Source organism: Paenibacillus sanfengchensis (assembly GCF_036864765.1).
Lineage (GTDB): Bacteria > Bacillota > Bacilli > Paenibacillales > Paenibacillaceae > Fontibacillus > Fontibacillus sanfengchensis.
This window is the reverse complement of sequence record NZ_JBAGJC010000030.1, coordinates 1-15707: the sequence shown is the minus strand read 5'-3', so window position 1 is coordinate 15707 and position 15707 is coordinate 1. Positions and strand designations below refer to the sequence as shown.

The window sequence follows — 15707 nt, the reverse complement described above, 5'->3', positions numbered from 1 at the left end:
CATTAATCTTGCAAAAACCTTAACATCAGTTAGTCGTAATGAGTTGAACTAATGATGGAGGGATAGAGGCAGCCGGGTGAAATGTTCTTCCGATCGCTGTTGCTCCCGGATTTCTTGATGAATTAAATTCAGATAAGGTAGAAGTCCGGTAACAAAGGCGAACGCTACGCTTCTCCAGAATCATTTCACCCTCTTGCCTTTTCCCATCCTATGCTCTAGTTCAACTTGTTTGCCAGTGATGTTTCGCCTCTCCCAAAAAGGCAAAAAAAAGCCCCACCTTACTTTCAAACGTACAGACACATTTTTTTCCAGAGTATAGTTTTTCTTCTGTTTTGGTTCTACATTTTTTTAGTAATAGATCATCCGTAGTTTCTCCAAACGTTCTGGATGAATTCTTGGACGACCGCCCTTTTTCCTTCGGCCCTTACTCGTCCGCTGCGTCACTGGATGTAAACGGTCCAAAAAATCGGTCCACGCATTCGTTAAATACGCACGCATCTTCCTCGTCACTTGGCCAATGGGCAGATCCGGAGCGTAGAGATACCGGATTTCTTCACACACTACGTACGCCAGTAGGTTTAAATAAATCAGGTTCCATACCGCCTGTGGCTTGTTGTTGTATATTTTTTTCAGATGCAAATTTGACTTCATGAATTTAAAAAATAGTTCCACTTTCCAGCGGTAGTGATACATTCGGGCCACATCTTCCGCTTTTACATCCCAGCGGTTCGTTAGAACTCGCACTTGATGAACCTTGTGCTTATTGTCGATAAACTCAAACTCGACCAGTCGGAACACGCCGGTTTGTTGGCTATCCGGGTCCTTGATTTCTACTTCGGCATCCCGCTTGATGAAACTCCCCGCGACCTTGGACTGAAGCACCCGTACTCTGCTGTTGCTCTTAAGTCGGACCACAAAGTAAATCTGATTTCGATCCCAATGGAGGAATTGTCCGTAACAGATATAACCTCGGTCAAACAAATAGGTGGTTCCTGGCTCCCAAACAAGGTGTTCCAGCACTTCCGAGTCTAGGTCGGCCACCATCGCCGTGGAGAGTACGATGCCTTTTAGCCAGGCGCTTATCTCGCCGGTGAGATGCAGGCAGGTATGCATTTTTACCGCACTCTCTCCCGCTTGGCGTAATGCCCACTTCCCTCGCGGTAGGCTCAGAGTGATTGACGAGGAGTCTACCGCGGCCAGTCGCCCAAGTCCCTTGAGCTTTTTCGGTAGTGTAGGTCCCTGGTGATGCCACAGGTTTTTGAGACGCTGGAGGAACAAGTTACGAACACTGTCGGTTGGAATTTGCGCTAGTTTTCGATTTAAGGAGGAAGCATGGATCGACTCCAAGCCTACCCATTTTTGCAGCCACGGAGCACTTCGTAAATGCTCTGTGATGTTATCTAGTGAACTCCGTTTTTGCAAAATGGCCTCCAGAAAGAGAAGAATCGTGTTGCCAAAGCAAAGCTTCTTGGCGTAATGATCGCCACAGAGTAAACGCACATGGACATCCAACCAACCTAAGGCTTGACGAATCACGGATGGGTTAGGTATCTTTTTATTCAAGGAGACCTCCTTTCGTATGTGTCTGTACAATTCTACGATAACTGGGGTCTCCTTTTTTTGTAAATTATTCTTCTTACTTTTTATGTCATTTTTTTTGCAAGATTACTGCTGTTAATGCTTGTTGGTTGTTCCAAATCATCTCCCAACACCGTTATGAACGAAGTTGACCATACTATGATTTCGTATGAGCAGTATCGGGAGTTGTTCAGAAATATGGCGGCGCAGTTGGAGTTGCCATCGTCAAAGCTGATTGAAAAGACGGACGATATTAATTTGGTGGCCATCGACAAGGAGTCTTCATTTGGAAAAAAATCAATTTTGACGCTGGACGGGGAACAGTCGAATACGGAAACGCAGGAGAGGATCTATTATCAAGACAAGAAACAGGTGATCACGGTCATCGATTTGGTTTATTTAAATGCTTCGCTCGGCAAAGATATGATCTTTTGGCCCACCAATTCGACGGATACCTACAACGAACATGACTTTTTGCACAATTACGATGAATGTATGCTTTCATACAACAATATTTTAGTGAAAATAAGCCGAATCTCGCCGGAGGGCGGCTTGGATTTTTCGGATATGCGGCAGACGGTCCAAGCCGTTGCTTCCTACCTGCAATCCTATAAGCCCTAATCACAATAAAAAGAAGGCTGCTTGGTTAGATCAAGCAGCCTTCTCTGTTTATCGGGCTATTTCCTTAAACGCCGCTTCCGCCGCTTCCAACGTGAAGTCGATGTCTGCTTCCGTGTGGGCGGTCGTCAGGAACCAGGCTTCGTATTTCGACGGAGCCAGATTGACGCCGCGGTTCAGCATGGCGCGGAAGAAGGCGGCGAACGCTTCGCTGTCGGTATCCTGGGCTTCCGCGTAATTGGTGACCGGATGATCGCAGAAGTGCGCCGAGAACGACCCGCGGATCCGGTTGATCGTCAGGGGCACCCCGTGACGGCGGGCCGAGTCGGCCAGGCCGTCCGTCAGCTTGATCGTCAGGCGCTCCATCTCCTCGTAGACGCCGGGGCTTTGCAGCACCTCCAGGCAGGCGATGCCGGCGGAAATCGAGGCGGGGTTGCCCGCCATCGTCCCGGCCTGGTAGGCCGGGCCCAGCGGTGCCACCTGCTCCATGATTTCCTTGCTGCCGCCGTACGCGCCGATCGGCAGGCCGCCGCCGATGATTTTGCCGAGCGCGGTCAGATCCGGCTTGATCCGGTCATGATGCTTCAGGCCGGCATACGTTTGGGAGGAGCCGTAATGGAACCGGAAGGCGGTGATCACCTCGTCGTAAATGACGAGCGCACCGTATTCCCGGGCCAGCCGGCACAACTCCTCAAGGAAGCCGTCCTTCGGCATAACCATGCCGAAATTGCCGACGATCGGCTCAACCATGACGGCGGCGACGTCGTCGCCCCACCGGTCGAGCGCCTCCTTCAGCGCCGAAGCATCGTTAAACGGCACGGTAATCACCTCGTGGGCGATGCTCGTCGGAATTCCCGCGCTGTCGGGAATGCCCAGCGTGGACGGACCCGATCCGGCGGCGACCAGCACCAGGTCGGAATGGCCGTGATAGCATCCGGCAAATTTGATAATTTTATTGCGTTTCGTATAGGCCCGCGCCACCCGGATCGTCGTCATCACGGCCTCGGTTCCGGAGTTGACGAACCGGACCTTGTCCATCGACGGAATGGCTTCCTTCAGCATGGAAGCCAGCCGGATTTCCAGCTCGGTCGGCGTGCCGTAAAGCGTGCCGTTCGCGGCCGCCTCCTGGATCGCCTTCGTCACATGCGGATGGGCATGTCCGGTAATGATTGGGCCGTAGGCGGCCAGATAATCGACGTATCGGTTGCCGTCCACGTCCCAGAAGTAGGCGCCTTGGGCTTTTTTCATAAAGACGGGCGCCCCGCCGCCAACCGCTTTAAAAGAACGGGAGGGGCTGTTGACGCCGCCGACAATGTGCTTTAGGGCTTCTTCATAGAGAAGCTCGGATTGTTTTCGGTTCATTGAAGATAACTTCCTTTCGCAAATAGGTTCGGATGGCGGGCCGCCGTAAGGAGCCCGCCGGCTTCCTGCCGGGCAGGGGCTTTAACGCCGCCCCTGGCTTCATGGTCCGGCGGAAGCGGCCGGCGTCGAATCCGATCTTGCAGAATCCGCCCCCGACCCGGAGCCTGATTTTGAGCTTCCCGTTCCGCCCGCGTCGCTGTCCGAATTCTTCGATTCCCCGGTCGTTGGCGTTCCGGTCGTAGTTGTCTCTGTCTCTTTCACTTTGGTGAATACGTTCTGCACGTATTCCTTCAGTTCGTCTTCGCTGCGTACGCCAAGCACATCCGAGCCGCCGACCTTCCTCTCCACTAGCAGTTCCATCGGCGGAATCTGCTCGCTGGAGCCCATTTGGCTGTCGTAGCCCACGGTGGCGAGCTTCCACATATCCTCCACGGACAGGTTTGTATCGATGTAAGGATTGACCTTTTCCAGAATCGTCGGCAGCTTCATGATCGAGGTCGTTGATTTCAACTTTTCCGCGACGGCCTTCAGGAAGTTGCGCTGACGCTCCGTCCGCGTGAAATCGGACATGGCGTCATGCCGGAAGCGCACGTATTGCAGGGCGGTTTTGCCGTCCAAATGCTGCTGTCCTTTTTTGAGATCGATATCGTATTCATGATTATCCGCTTTGCTGGTGTAACGCATATCTTTTTCAACGTAGAAATCAACCCCTCCGACCGCATCCACCAATTCGATGAATCCCCGGAAGTCGGTATACACATAATACTGGATCGGAATGCCGAGCAGATCGGACACAGCTTTCATCGCCGTATTAGGCCCATGCGTAATAGCGGTATTAATGCGGTCGGAGCCGTGTTCGGGAATCTCGGTATAGGTGTCGCGCATAATGGAGAACAGGTGGATTTTCTTGGCAACCGGATCAAGGGAGGCGACCAGCATCGTATCGGAGCGGGGGATCTCGCCCTTTTTCAAACCGCGGGCATCCACGCCCATCAGCAGAATATTAACGCGCTCGGTACCTTCCCATTTGGGGGGTTCGGGGACTTTGGTTTCGGTAGGTTTTACATTATAAAAAGGGGAATCTTCGCCGCTTTTTTTAAAATTGTCGACTTGATTGTATATAGCGATAAAATAGTAAGCCACGAGGGCGGCGACAGCGATCAGAACTCCGGCCACAGACCAAAGGATCGCCCGCTTTGTGCGTTTTGTCATTTTGTTCGTCCTTTCAGCGTAAAACGGATAAATTCGCTTGTTTTATGGATGTCTTCATTTCATTACATTATAATTTCTTTTATATTTACAATCAATTTATCATAATTAACCATTTTTTAGACGAGATAGGAGCAAAACGGTGATGGAAAATCAGGTACAACCGGGACAACTCGTCCCCGACTTCACGCTTCCGGCCAGCGGAGGGGGAAATATTACTTTAAGCTCATTACGCGGCCGCAAGGTGGTCATTTACTTTTATCCGAAAAATATGACGCCCGCCTGCACGCAAGAGGCCTGCGATTTCCGCGACCGGAGCGGACGGCTTCAGGAGCTTGGCGCGGTGGTTCTCGGCATCAGCGGAGACCCGGTCAAATCCCATGACCGTTTCAGGGAGAAGCAACAACTGCCTTTTCCTTTGCTGTCGGACGAAGATCACGAAGTTTGCCGGTTGTTCGGCGTCTGGCAGCTCAAAAAGCTGTATGGACGTGAATACGAAGGCATTGTGCGTTCCACCTTTTTGATCGATGAGGAAGGTCGTCTGGTTCAGGAATGGCGGGGAGTCCGGGTCAAAGACCATGCGGAAAGGGTCGTCGAAGCCGTCCAAGCTTTGCGGTAAAAAGAGGATCGTCCGTCTGTCGGTTTCGGCAGGCCTGGGCGGTCCTTGTTATATATATACACTATATATCGACCTGACTTTCCCGAAATTGAAGAAGTCTATTTTCTTCTCTACCTTCATACAATCTACCAGAAAGACTAAGGATTGATATAAACGGTGGAGGTTGAGATATATGAGAAGAATGTGGAGCACGCGGTTCAAAACCATTCGGGGGGCGGTGCTGGCAACGGTTCTGTTCACGGCGGCGGTATGGACGTTCGGAGAGAGGGAGGCGGGTCTGGCGGCCGGTTCCGCACAGCCCTTGGCTCAGGCCGCGCAGCAAATGCCGCGCAAATCCCATGAGGTTCGGGAGAGGGAGAGCGCTGTGAAGCCGCTACTAAGCCACGGAAAAGAAAAAGAAAAAGACGGAGCCGCGGGGGCGGACATCGTATTGGCGAACGGGGCCGGCAAGAAAGAGAAGGTAGTCTACCTTACCTTTGACGACGGCCCGAGTAAGCTGACGAACGAGGTGCTGCGCATTTTGGCGGAGGAGCGGGTGACGGCGACTTTTTTCGTTCTGGGAAAGCAGGCGGAACGGTCCCCGGAAGTCATACACCGCATCGCGGAAGCCGGCCATGCGCTGGGCAATCATACCTATAATCATGAGTACGGCGAGCTTTATAAAAGCTTTCCGGAGTTTTGGGAGCAGATCAAGCGGACGGAAGAAGTCCTGCGGGAGATCACGGGGGAACGGCCCGAGATGGTCCGCGCTCCCGGCGGAACCTACGGGCATTTTGACAAGACGTATTTCAACCTGCTGAAACTGGGCGGCTACAAGGTGTTTGACTGGAACGTCGACAGCGGGGATTCCAAACGTAGAAATGTGCCGGCGTCGGAAATCCTGTCCAACATCAAATCCGCCAAGCTCCAAAATGAAATGATTGTCCTTCTGCACGACGGTCCCGGACATAAGGAGTCCGTCAAGGCGCTGCCGGATATCATCCGTTTTTATAAAAAGCACGGCTACATCTTCCGGGCCCTAACCCCGGAGCAGGAACCGGTGCAGTTTACCCTGGCGGATGCATCCAAAACGCGGAAGAAGTCCGCTCCATCCCGAAGCTGGATCGAGACGCACGTCACGCCGAATGCCGAGCTTTTCGCCCCCGGCCGGCCGCTGTTGGTGGAGGCTGGAGGCGTGGGAATCCGGCTGGATGCCGGGGAATACGAACTGAAGGAAGGACAGTATATCGTACCGCTAAGGGCCACGATGGAACGGTTGGGCGCTGAAGTCAGTTGGAATGAGCGGACCCGGTCTGCCGTGATCCGTTGGGGGGATGTAACCCTAAGAGTGAATGCCAAGGCGGACACTTTAGCCCGGGACGGAGTTGGGGTTGCCGGGAAGCCCCTCGTCTATGAAACCCGGTTTAGCCCGAAGAACGGATCTTTGTGGGTATCCTTGAAGCCGCTCCTCGAGCTGACGGGTCATCCGATAGCTTCGGTTTCCATGAGAGAGACGTCCGTACGAGTAAAGGCTATGTAGTACGCGTATTCTTCCGCTGCAGCATGTCTATGACGACTAGTTTTTGGGGAAACTGGTTGATAGATTTGTTGGAGATGGAGGGATCATAATGGACCACGATCAAGCCCGTGTGCTTCTGGATAGGCTGGTTGAACGCGTAGAACGGAACATTATCGGAAAAAGGGAAGAGATTGTGCTTGCCGTCGTGTCGATGCTGCAGGGCGGGCATATCTTGCTGGAGGATGTGCCGGGGGTCGGCAAAACGATGTTGGTCCGCACGCTGGCCGCTTGCGTGGGAGGCACGTTCGGACGGATTCAATTCACCTCCGACTTGCTCCCCGGCGACGTTACGGGGGTATCCGTTTACTTGCCGCATACCGGTCAGTTCGAATTCCGTCCCGGGCCTATTCACGCCCATATCGTTCTGGCGGATGAAATCAACCGGGCGGCGCCCCGGACGCAGTCCGCGCTTCTGGAAGCCATGGAAGAGCGGAAAGTCACCGTGGACGGGGTGACGCGCGCGCTGCCTCAGCCGTTCCTGCTGCTGGCCACGCAAAATCCGCTGGATTATGAAGGAACGTACCGGCTGCCGGAGGCGCAACTGGATCGTTTTTTAATGCGCTTGTCCCTGGGCTACCCGGAGCCGGAGCAAGAAATCGAAATGCTGAATCGCATGCAGGAGCCGCCCGCCGACATCAAGCCGGTTCTTTTGCCCGAAGAAATGCGGGTCATGCAGCGGCAGGTAAGGACCGTACTGGTGGATGAGCGGATCAAGAAGTACTTGGTGCTGGTTGCGGATGCATCCCGGCGTCATTCCCAGCTGTCGCTCGGCATCAGCCCCAGGGGGACGCTAGCCTGGATGGGTGCCTCCCAGGCGATGGCTTATTTTGAAGGCCGCTCCTTCGTCATTCCCGACGATGTCAAACGGGTGGCGAGACCCGTCCTGTCCCATCGCCTGATGCTGAAGCCGGAAAGCTCGCTCGCCGGGGTCAGCCCTGAGCAAGTGGTGGGCGACTTGCTGGATCACGGAAATATTCCGGTATTTCACAAGGCCTCGGGAGGCGGCCTATGAATAAAGGGTTCGGCATCTGGATTTTGATGGCTTTGACCGCTGGTTTCCTGGGAGCTTTTTACGGATGGAGGGGAGGCACTTCCCTGTTGTTCCTGTTATTGCTGATCCTGCTGGTCGCGCTGCAGGGAGCGGCCGCCCAATGGCTGGGTCCCAGGCAGGTTCATGTGGTGCGGAACTATTATCCGCAACATCCCAGGGCGGGTGAGCCTGTTGAGGTAACCGTGCGCGTTTCGCTCGATGGGGGCTCTCCTCCCTTATGGATCCGGGCGGACGACGAATGGCGGCACTCCGGCGATCGAGCGGAGCCGCAAGGAGAGGGGCTGTCGGGAGGCAGGCTTGTATTTGGCGGTTGGCGCAAGGAATGGACCGGAACTTATAGCTTGAAGCCTTTATATCGGGGCGTCTACCGAACGAAGGGGATGCGAATTACCTGGGGGGACTCTTTCGGGTGGTTTAAGCGGACCTATCGCGCGGCCGCGGAGGATGTGTTGATTGTTCACCCTGCTCCCCTGACGGCGCTTTCCGGCGGGACGGGGCTGTTCGATTCGGATGCGGAAGGCGCGGGAACCGGACGGACTCCCGAGCTTCCGTCCGCTCCGGACTTGGGGCGTTTGCGCAGCTATGCGCCGGGAGATCCGCTCCGGCATGTACACTGGAAGAGCTCCGCCAAAAAGGGAGCTCTGTTGACGCGCGTGCCCGACGAGCTGGTGGCCCCCTCCCGCTGCCTGCTGCTGGATACGTCCCCTAAGGCGTATCCAGCGGGCGGCGGGGCCACGGCCTCGGGCGGGTTCGAGCTGGCCGTCAGCGCGGCGGCGGCCTGGCTGGACCGCGAGCTGGCCCGCTCTGGCGAGGTGGACTTCCGCCTCGGCGACGCGGCGGCGCGGGACGGCCGACTGGCCTGGAGGAGCCTCTCCGGCCGCCATGGGCTTAAGGAGGGGCTTGATCAACTCGCGGGAGCGGCGCCCGTTGCGGGCCTGTCAAGCCCGGATCTGCTGCAAAGGGCTTGGCCCCTCGCCAGAGGCCGCTCCATGACGTTCATCACCGGTTTCCTGACGGCGGAACTGACGGAGGCGGCGCTGCTTCTGGCGGAGCGTGGGGCGGTCCTGGAAATTTGGTGCGCCGGTCTGCGGGAGCAGGATTTCGAAGCCGCCCGACATGCGGCCCGGTTGCGCGAAAAAGGCCTGCGGCTTATCGATCTCAGCCGGTATCAGGGCGGGCTGCCGGGTTTTTCGGAAGGAGGAGCCGGCCATGTCATCGCCTAAGCTGCAGAATGGCGGTCCGCCGATTCCGTTGCCGTCCGCGGATCCCGGGCTATCTGCCGCCGCTCTTCCCGCGACAACCCGGCGACGGTCTTTATCTTTCTGGCAGCCCCTTCTATTATCCGCCCTCCTCTTCGGGTTGTTCGGAGAGTGGCTTTATCCGCTGCGCGCTTTTATGGCGGGCGAACCGAGCAGGATCATCGGCCTCTTTCTCGTCTTGACCGGTATATTGCTGGTATCGGGCTGCCTGCGTCTGCCCTCGTATTTGTATGCCTTCATCCCGCCTCTCTTGATCGGGGGCTCGATGTTCTTCTTGTACGGGCGCGGAGAAGGAATGTCCTGGATTACCGGATTCGCCCGGCTTCTGTCGGCGGACGTGACGGAGATTCTGCAGACCGGCCGGCTTTACGGAATCAGCGAGGAAACCCGTTTTCTGCTGCTGCTGATCGGCTGGACGCTGCTGGTGGTGTCCGTGCAAATGCTGGCGCTCAGCAAGCAAAGCATCCTGCTGTTTTTTCTGGCCACACTGTTTTATTTGTTGCTGCTTGAGATGACCGGCAGCGTTCAGGCGTTTCCCGGGCTTGTGCGCTCTGCCGGATGGGGACTGGCCCTGCAGGCCCTGCTGTTCCGCCGTCATCTTCGCCTTGTCGCCACTGGCCGGGATGACGGGGGCCATGCCGACGGCACGGGCGGCAGTGTGACCGGCGGCTCCACGGGAGGCGGCGGCTTGCTGGCCGGTACTTCTACGGCCGCCTTATGCGTGCTGGGCGCTTGGGCGCTGAGCCTCCTGCTTCCGGTTCAGCCGGTCCGCAGCATCCCGTGGAACCAGGTGATTCACGCATGGGAGGACTGGGGCGGCGCGCGCCTGACCGGCGGTACGCCGGACAATTACGCCCTGTCCGGCTACAGCAAGGACGACACGCGGCTCGGTGTTCCGCTGCGGCTGCGGCATGAGACGTTTTTTACGGCCGTTTCGCCTCAACAGACCTACTGGCGCGGAGAGAGCAAAAGCGTCTACACCGGCCGGGGGTGGTCTGCATACTCCGCCGGTTCCCGCTCGTCCGCGGCGTCGAGCTTGGCGGAGGTGAACGAGGCGCTGTCGAAGGAGCGGGAGCTCGGTCCTCCCGTCAAAACGATTAAGCAGACGGTCGTTTTCAAAGGTCAGGTGAACGGAACAACCCCGCTCTTCGGCGGCGGGCTGCCGCTGAAAGTGGAGCGCCTTTTTTCGGAGCGCCCCGGGGAGTTCGGCCATGCGGACACCCGCTATGATCGTTACGCCGATGCCGTTTACGCGGAGCGCAGCTCCTCCCGGCAAAAACTGTACGGCTACGAGCTTACGGCCATCGCACCTTCCGCTGCGCCGGAACGGCTGCGTCTGGCGTCGGGAAACGATCCCGACGAGATTTCCGCGCGGGAACTGCAGCTGCCGCACACGTTATCCGAGCGGGTAAGGCGGCTTGGCATGGAGCTTACCTCCCGGCAGGCGAACCGATACGATGCGGTACAGGCGGTTTCTGCGTATTTGGAGGAACGCTATGTTTACAGCTTGGACACGAAGATTCCCCCGGAAGGAGCGGACTTTGTCGACTATTTTTTATTCGAACAAAAAACCGGGTATTGCGATCACTTCTCGACGGCCATGACCGTGCTTCTTCGCAGCGGCGGCATTCCCGCCAGATGGGTCAAAGGGTTTGCCCCCGGAGCCGCCGCTTCGGATGACGAGCATCGCTATGAGGTCAGTTATGCGGATGCCCACTCCTGGGTGGAGGTCTATTTTCCCGGGGAAGGTTGGATTCCGTTTGATCCGACCCCGGGTTATGAACCCGCTTTGGCGGCCGAACTGCCGGATGCAACCGGCGGAGAGCCAAACCATAAGGGAGGGGCTGTGGATTGGGATAAACTGCTGGCCTTTGCGGGAATGCTGGTGGAGAAGGGAAAAGCCTTGCTTTTTACCGGCTGGAGTTTGGTTCGAACGCATCTGCTTCTTTTGACAACCATCCTGCTGGTCTTGGTCTTTGTCATTTCTATGGCGGTGATCCACAGAAGAACCTGGTTCCGTCAGAGCGGTTATCTGATTTGGTTGTATGTGCTAAAACGCCGCCGCCGTTTTCCCGACAGGAAGGAACTGTTGCGAGCGGCGGATTATGTATGGCAAGAGCTGAGCCGTTCCTATGGCGGAAAAACCGCCGCGATGACAGGGCGGGAATATGTGGAACATATTACGCCCAAGTATGGCGGAGAGGCCGGGCAATTAAGCCGCTTTCTCCGGGATTGGGAACACCTTTACTACGGAGGGGGCGGACTGGACCGGACACGGAGCCGGAATTTCCTCAAATTATGCCGGAAGCTGGCGTTTCCGGAGCGCTGAACATGCCGTAGTATGCGCCTTGACGACCTCTTTTGTCGTTTCGTATAATTAGTTTCATTAATTGAGGGAGGCTCGGTAATGAATAAGCCAAATGAAATGATTGTGGTTCTCGACTTCGGGGGCCAGTACAATCAACTGATAGCCAGACGAATCCGGGATTTGGGAGTATACAGCGAACTGCTGCCGTTCAACACGCCGGTCGAGCGGATTCGTGAGCTTGCGCCAAAAGGCGTTGTGTTTTCGGGCGGACCTTCCAGTGTTTATGCGGAGGATGCCCCGCACATCGACCCGGCGGTTTACGATGTCGGCGTGCCGATTTTGGGGATTTGTTACGGAATGCAGCTGATGGCGCAGCAACTGGGCGGTAAAGTGGAACGGGCCGCTAAACGTGAGTACGGGAAAGCGGATGTCATGTTTGCCGAGAACTCGGCGCTGACGAAAGGCCTTGAGGCCAAACAGACGGTATGGATGAGCCATGGGGATCATGTGGTGGAGCTGCCGGAAGGATTCGTGGTGGACGCGTCCACCGACCATGCTCCGATCGCCGGCTTTGCAAATGAAGCGAAGAACATGTACGGCGTCCAGTTTCATCCGGAAGTACGCCACTCGGTGAACGGCAACGAGATGATCAAAAACTTCATCTATGAGATCTGCGGCTGTGAAGGCAACTGGAGCATGGAGACTTTCATTGAGGACAAGGTCCGCGAAATCCGCGAGAAAGTCGGGGATCAAAAGGTTCTGTGCGCTTTGAGCGGCGGGGTCGATTCCTCCGTCGTGGCCATGTTGATCCATAAAGCGATCGGCGACCAACTGACCTGTATGTTCATCGACCACGGTTTGCTCCGCAAAGGCGAAGCCGAGAGCGTGATGGAGACTTTTGTCGGCAAATTCGACATGAAGGTCGTCAAAATCGACGCCCGCGAGCGTTTCCTGTCCAAGCTGGCCGGAGTCGACGATCCGGAGCAGAAGCGGAAAATCATCGGTAACGAATTCATCTATGTATTCGAGGAAGAATCCGGCCGGTTTGACGATTTCAAATATTTGGCGCAAGGTACGCTCTATACGGATATTGTCGAGAGCGGCACGGCTACGGCGCAGACCATCAAGTCTCACCATAACGTGGGCGGCCTGCCGGAGAATATGAAATTCGAGCTGATCGAACCGCTGAACACCTTGTTCAAGGATGAGGTGCGTAAAGTAGGCGAAGAATGCGGTCTGCCCAAAGAAATCGTTTGGAGACAACCGTTCCCGGGCCCTGGCTTGGCCATTCGCGTGCTTGGCGAAGTGACGGAAGAGAAGCTGAAGATCGTTCGCGATTCGGATTATATTTTGCGCGATGAGATCGCCAAGGCCGGACTCGACCGTGAAATATGGCAGTATTTCACCGCGCTGCCTAACATGAAGAGTGTTGGCGTTATGGGCGACGCTCGTACGTATTCCTACACTGTTGGCATCCGTGCCGTAACATCCATCGACGGTATGACCGCCGACTGGGCACGTATCCCTTGGGACGTGCTGGAGAAGATCTCGGTGCGCATCGTCAATGAAGTAGAGAACGTTAATCGCGTGGTTTACGACGTGACGTCGAAACCGCCGGCTACGATTGAGTGGGAATAGGAAAGTTAGAGGAGTACCAGCTAAAATAAGCTTGATTAAAAGAGCTATCCTGAGGGCAAACTTTGTTTTGCTTAAGGGAGGGCTCTTTTTTTTCATCGGAATTCGTGATATGCACTTTCAATTAGGGAACACTAATCGTATTAAAGAGTAAAAATACTTCAAATTTATCATAAAAGCGAACAATATATGGTTATGAATAATTTAATATTCGCTTTTTTGGTTGACAATCTTCGGGTTCGGGCCTAGAATAAGTCGTGTGACAAGTCTTGAAACCAGGACTTGTTCGGAAATTTCGACAAATTTCATCCACGCTTTTCGTATAATTCCGGGAATGGGCCCGGAAGTCTCTACGAGGTCACCGTAAATGATCTGGCTACGAAAAGAAGAAGCGGCCGATATCTATCGGCGGGAGATGTAGTGGCAGCGGCACGTTTATCGAAAGACGTGGCTCTGCCGCGCGTTCATACTCCTGATGCATTCTTCTTCTGCGCTGTCACGGTACCCGGGGATATCAATTGGCCCCGGGCTTTTTGTCGTTTCCGACTCATAATAAGGAGGAGTTTTTGAATCATGGATCGGTTTTTTAAGCTGAAACAGAATGGTACGACAGTTCGTACGGAGATTATGGCCGGCCTCACCACGTTTATGGCCATGGCTTACATCCTGACGGTCAACCCCAACACGCTTACGGCATTCGGCCAAATCGACATGGGCTGGTATTCTGTTTTCCTGGCGACAGCTCTTTCGGCTGGCATTTTTACGATCGCAATGGGTCTCTTTATTAACTTCCCAGTAGCTCTCGCACCAGGTATGGGTCTGAACGCTTACTTTGCCTCTGTAGTGCTTTCTTCGGCAACGACGGATCATCCTTTTACTTGGGAGATGGGCTTGACCGCCGTATTCATCTCCGGTTTGATCTTTATTCTGCTTACCGTAACTCACGTTCGCCAAATGCTGCTGGAGGCAATTCCGGACGCATTGAAGCACGCGATCACGGTGGGGATCGGTTTGTTCATTACGATTATCGGCCTGAAAAATAGCGGGCTGATGACGATCGGTGTCGAAGCCGGCAGCGATATTCCGGCTCATAAATTTACCGATGTATTGTCTTTTGAAACTGTCATTCACCTGGGCAGCCTGGATAACACGAACGTTCAGCTTGCTCTTATCGGATTGCTGTTGATCGGCATATTGATGGTGCTTCAAGTTCGCGGTGCCATTTTGTTCGGGATTCTGGGCACGACGGTGATTGCCATGTTGATGGGGGCCGTCGATTTCAACTCGGTAGCGACAAGTGAAGCCAAGTGGATTCCGGATTTTTCCGAAATTAATTTCATGAGTTTCGACTGGCAAGGAATCATGCACACGGGGATTATTTCCGCGATTGCTACATTTACGTTTGTGGAACTTTTTGATACTTTCGGAACGCTGGTTGGTACGGCCACTCGTGCAGGTATTATGAAGAACCCGGACGAAGGCAAAAAACGTGTCGGTAAAGCGATGCTCGTCGACGCGGTTGCCGTTACCGGCGGTGCGATGCTGGGAACTTCCACGACGACGGCTTATGTTGAAAGTGCGGCTGGGGTTGCGGAAGGCGGACGTACCGGTTTAACTGCAGTAACGACCGGGGCGTGCTTCTTGCTCGCTCTGTTCCTGGCGCCGATTGCCGCTCTGATTCCGGGGTCGGCCACGGCCGCGGCTCTGATTATCGTCGGCGTGCTGATGGTTCAGTCGATCCGTGAAATAGACTTCCAGGATATGGTTGTCGCCATCCCGGCGTTCCTGACGATTACAATGATGCCGTTCAGCTATAACATTGCCAACGGAATCTCATTCGGCATCGTGTTCTACGTCGTGCTGGCTTCCATTGCGAACTTGCGCAGCAAAACGAAATACAAGATTCACTGGATGATGTGGATCCTCGCCGTTCTCATCATTGCCCGGTATGTGTTCTTCGGAAGTCAAGGTTAAGTCAAGTTGGAGAAAAAACAGCCTGTCTGAGCGATCTTTCGCTTAGGCGGGTTTCTTTCTATATTATATAGTAGAAAAAACTCCACCGAACATCGCCGGAACATGGTTTGGATATTTGATGCAGTTTACTCAGGTTTTACAATTTGTATTTGCGCGCCATGTCTGGTATATTAATAAATGTCGCCGCGAGCGACAGCATTAAACGACAAAGAGCAAGACATTACGACAAATCGTGGTAAAAAATAGTTCTTGCTTTTAGAGTAAATGCTTGCTATACTATAAAAGTTGCCGCTGATGAGGCGATGGCGAAAGAAACAAAGTTGATCTTTGAAAACTGAACAACGAGTGGGTATTAAATGAGAAGTAAAATTCTCGTCAGATTCAAAATGAGCTATCAGCTTATTCAATAAGTTTCAACTTTATTGGAGAGTTTGATCCTGGCTCAGGACGAACGCTGGCGGCGTGCCTAATACATGCAAGTCGAGCGGACTTGATGGAGTGCTTGCACTTCTGATGGTTAGCGGCGGACGGGTGAG

The 15707-nt window shown here is 54.5% G+C and carries 11 protein-coding genes, 1 rRNA gene and 1 riboswitch; of the genes, 9 read left to right on the top strand and 3 right to left on the bottom strand.

Annotated features, from left to right (window positions below; genetic code table 11):
* Nucleotides 1–348: 348 nt before the first annotated feature.
* Complete coding sequence (locus tag V4U84_RS26815) at nucleotides 349–1563, bottom strand: IS4 family transposase (RefSeq protein WP_334077049.1); 1215 nt, start codon at nucleotides 1561–1563, stop codon at nucleotides 349–351.
* 174 nt (nucleotides 1564–1737) lie between these two features.
* Here V4U84_RS26815 and V4U84_RS26810 point away from each other — a divergent pair, with 174 nt between their 5' ends.
* Entirely contained in the window at nucleotides 1738–2199 is a 462-nt protein-coding gene (locus tag V4U84_RS26810) for a hypothetical protein (protein WP_334078255.1), read from the top strand.
* 48 nt (nucleotides 2200–2247) lie between these two features.
* Here the strand turns inward: V4U84_RS26810 and V4U84_RS26805 are convergent, their stop codons facing one another.
* Nucleotides 2248–3558, bottom strand: coding sequence for a glutamate-1-semialdehyde 2,1-aminomutase (locus tag V4U84_RS26805; protein ID WP_334078254.1), 1311 nt, complete (start codon nucleotides 3556–3558; stop codon nucleotides 2248–2250).
* 99 nt (nucleotides 3559–3657) lie between these two features.
* Nucleotides 3658–4770 (bottom strand): LCP family protein, encoded by a 1113-nt coding sequence (locus V4U84_RS26800; protein ID WP_334076092.1) that lies wholly within the window; start codon nucleotides 4768–4770, stop codon nucleotides 3658–3660.
* A gap of 142 nt (nucleotides 4771–4912) precedes the next feature.
* Here V4U84_RS26800 and bcp point away from each other — a divergent pair, with 142 nt between their 5' ends.
* The 8 genes from bcp to V4U84_RS26760 all read left to right on the top strand — a co-directional run.
* A complete protein-coding gene (bcp, locus tag V4U84_RS26795; RefSeq protein WP_334076091.1) occupies nucleotides 4913–5386 on the top strand; it encodes a thioredoxin-dependent thiol peroxidase in 474 nt (157 codons plus the stop codon).
* A gap of 172 nt (nucleotides 5387–5558) precedes the next feature.
* Nucleotides 5559–6905 (top strand): polysaccharide deacetylase, encoded by a 1347-nt coding sequence (locus V4U84_RS26790; protein ID WP_334078253.1) that lies wholly within the window; start codon nucleotides 5559–5561, stop codon nucleotides 6903–6905.
* An 88-nt stretch (nucleotides 6906–6993) separates the two neighbouring features.
* Nucleotides 6994–7956, top strand: a complete 963-nt coding sequence (locus V4U84_RS26785; protein ID WP_334078252.1) for an AAA family ATPase — start codon at nucleotides 6994–6996, stop codon at nucleotides 7954–7956.
* On the top strand, nucleotides 7953–9218 hold the full coding sequence (locus V4U84_RS26780; protein WP_334078251.1) for a DUF58 domain-containing protein: 1266 nt from the start codon (nucleotides 7953–7955) through the stop codon (nucleotides 9216–9218). Before V4U84_RS26785 ends, V4U84_RS26780 begins: the two co-directional genes overlap by 4 nt.
* Entirely contained in the window at nucleotides 9205–11583 is a 2379-nt protein-coding gene (locus V4U84_RS26775) for a transglutaminase-like domain-containing protein (RefSeq protein ID WP_334078250.1), read from the top strand. The genes V4U84_RS26780 and V4U84_RS26775 overlap by 14 nt, the downstream gene beginning before the upstream one ends.
* Before the next feature lie 78 nt (nucleotides 11584–11661).
* A complete protein-coding gene (guaA, locus tag V4U84_RS26770; protein ID WP_334076086.1) occupies nucleotides 11662–13200 on the top strand; it encodes a glutamine-hydrolyzing GMP synthase in 1539 nt (512 codons plus the stop codon).
* A 295-nt stretch (nucleotides 13201–13495) separates the two neighbouring features.
* A riboswitch (purine riboswitch) is annotated at nucleotides 13496–13596 on the top strand.
* A 174-nt stretch (nucleotides 13597–13770) separates the two neighbouring features.
* Nucleotides 13771–15171, top strand: a complete 1401-nt coding sequence (locus V4U84_RS26765) for an NCS2 family permease (RefSeq protein ID WP_334076085.1) — start codon at nucleotides 13771–13773, stop codon at nucleotides 15169–15171.
* Nucleotides 15172–15590: 419 nt separating this feature from the next.
* Nucleotides 15591–15707, top strand: a 16S ribosomal RNA gene (locus V4U84_RS26760); the annotation flags it as partial.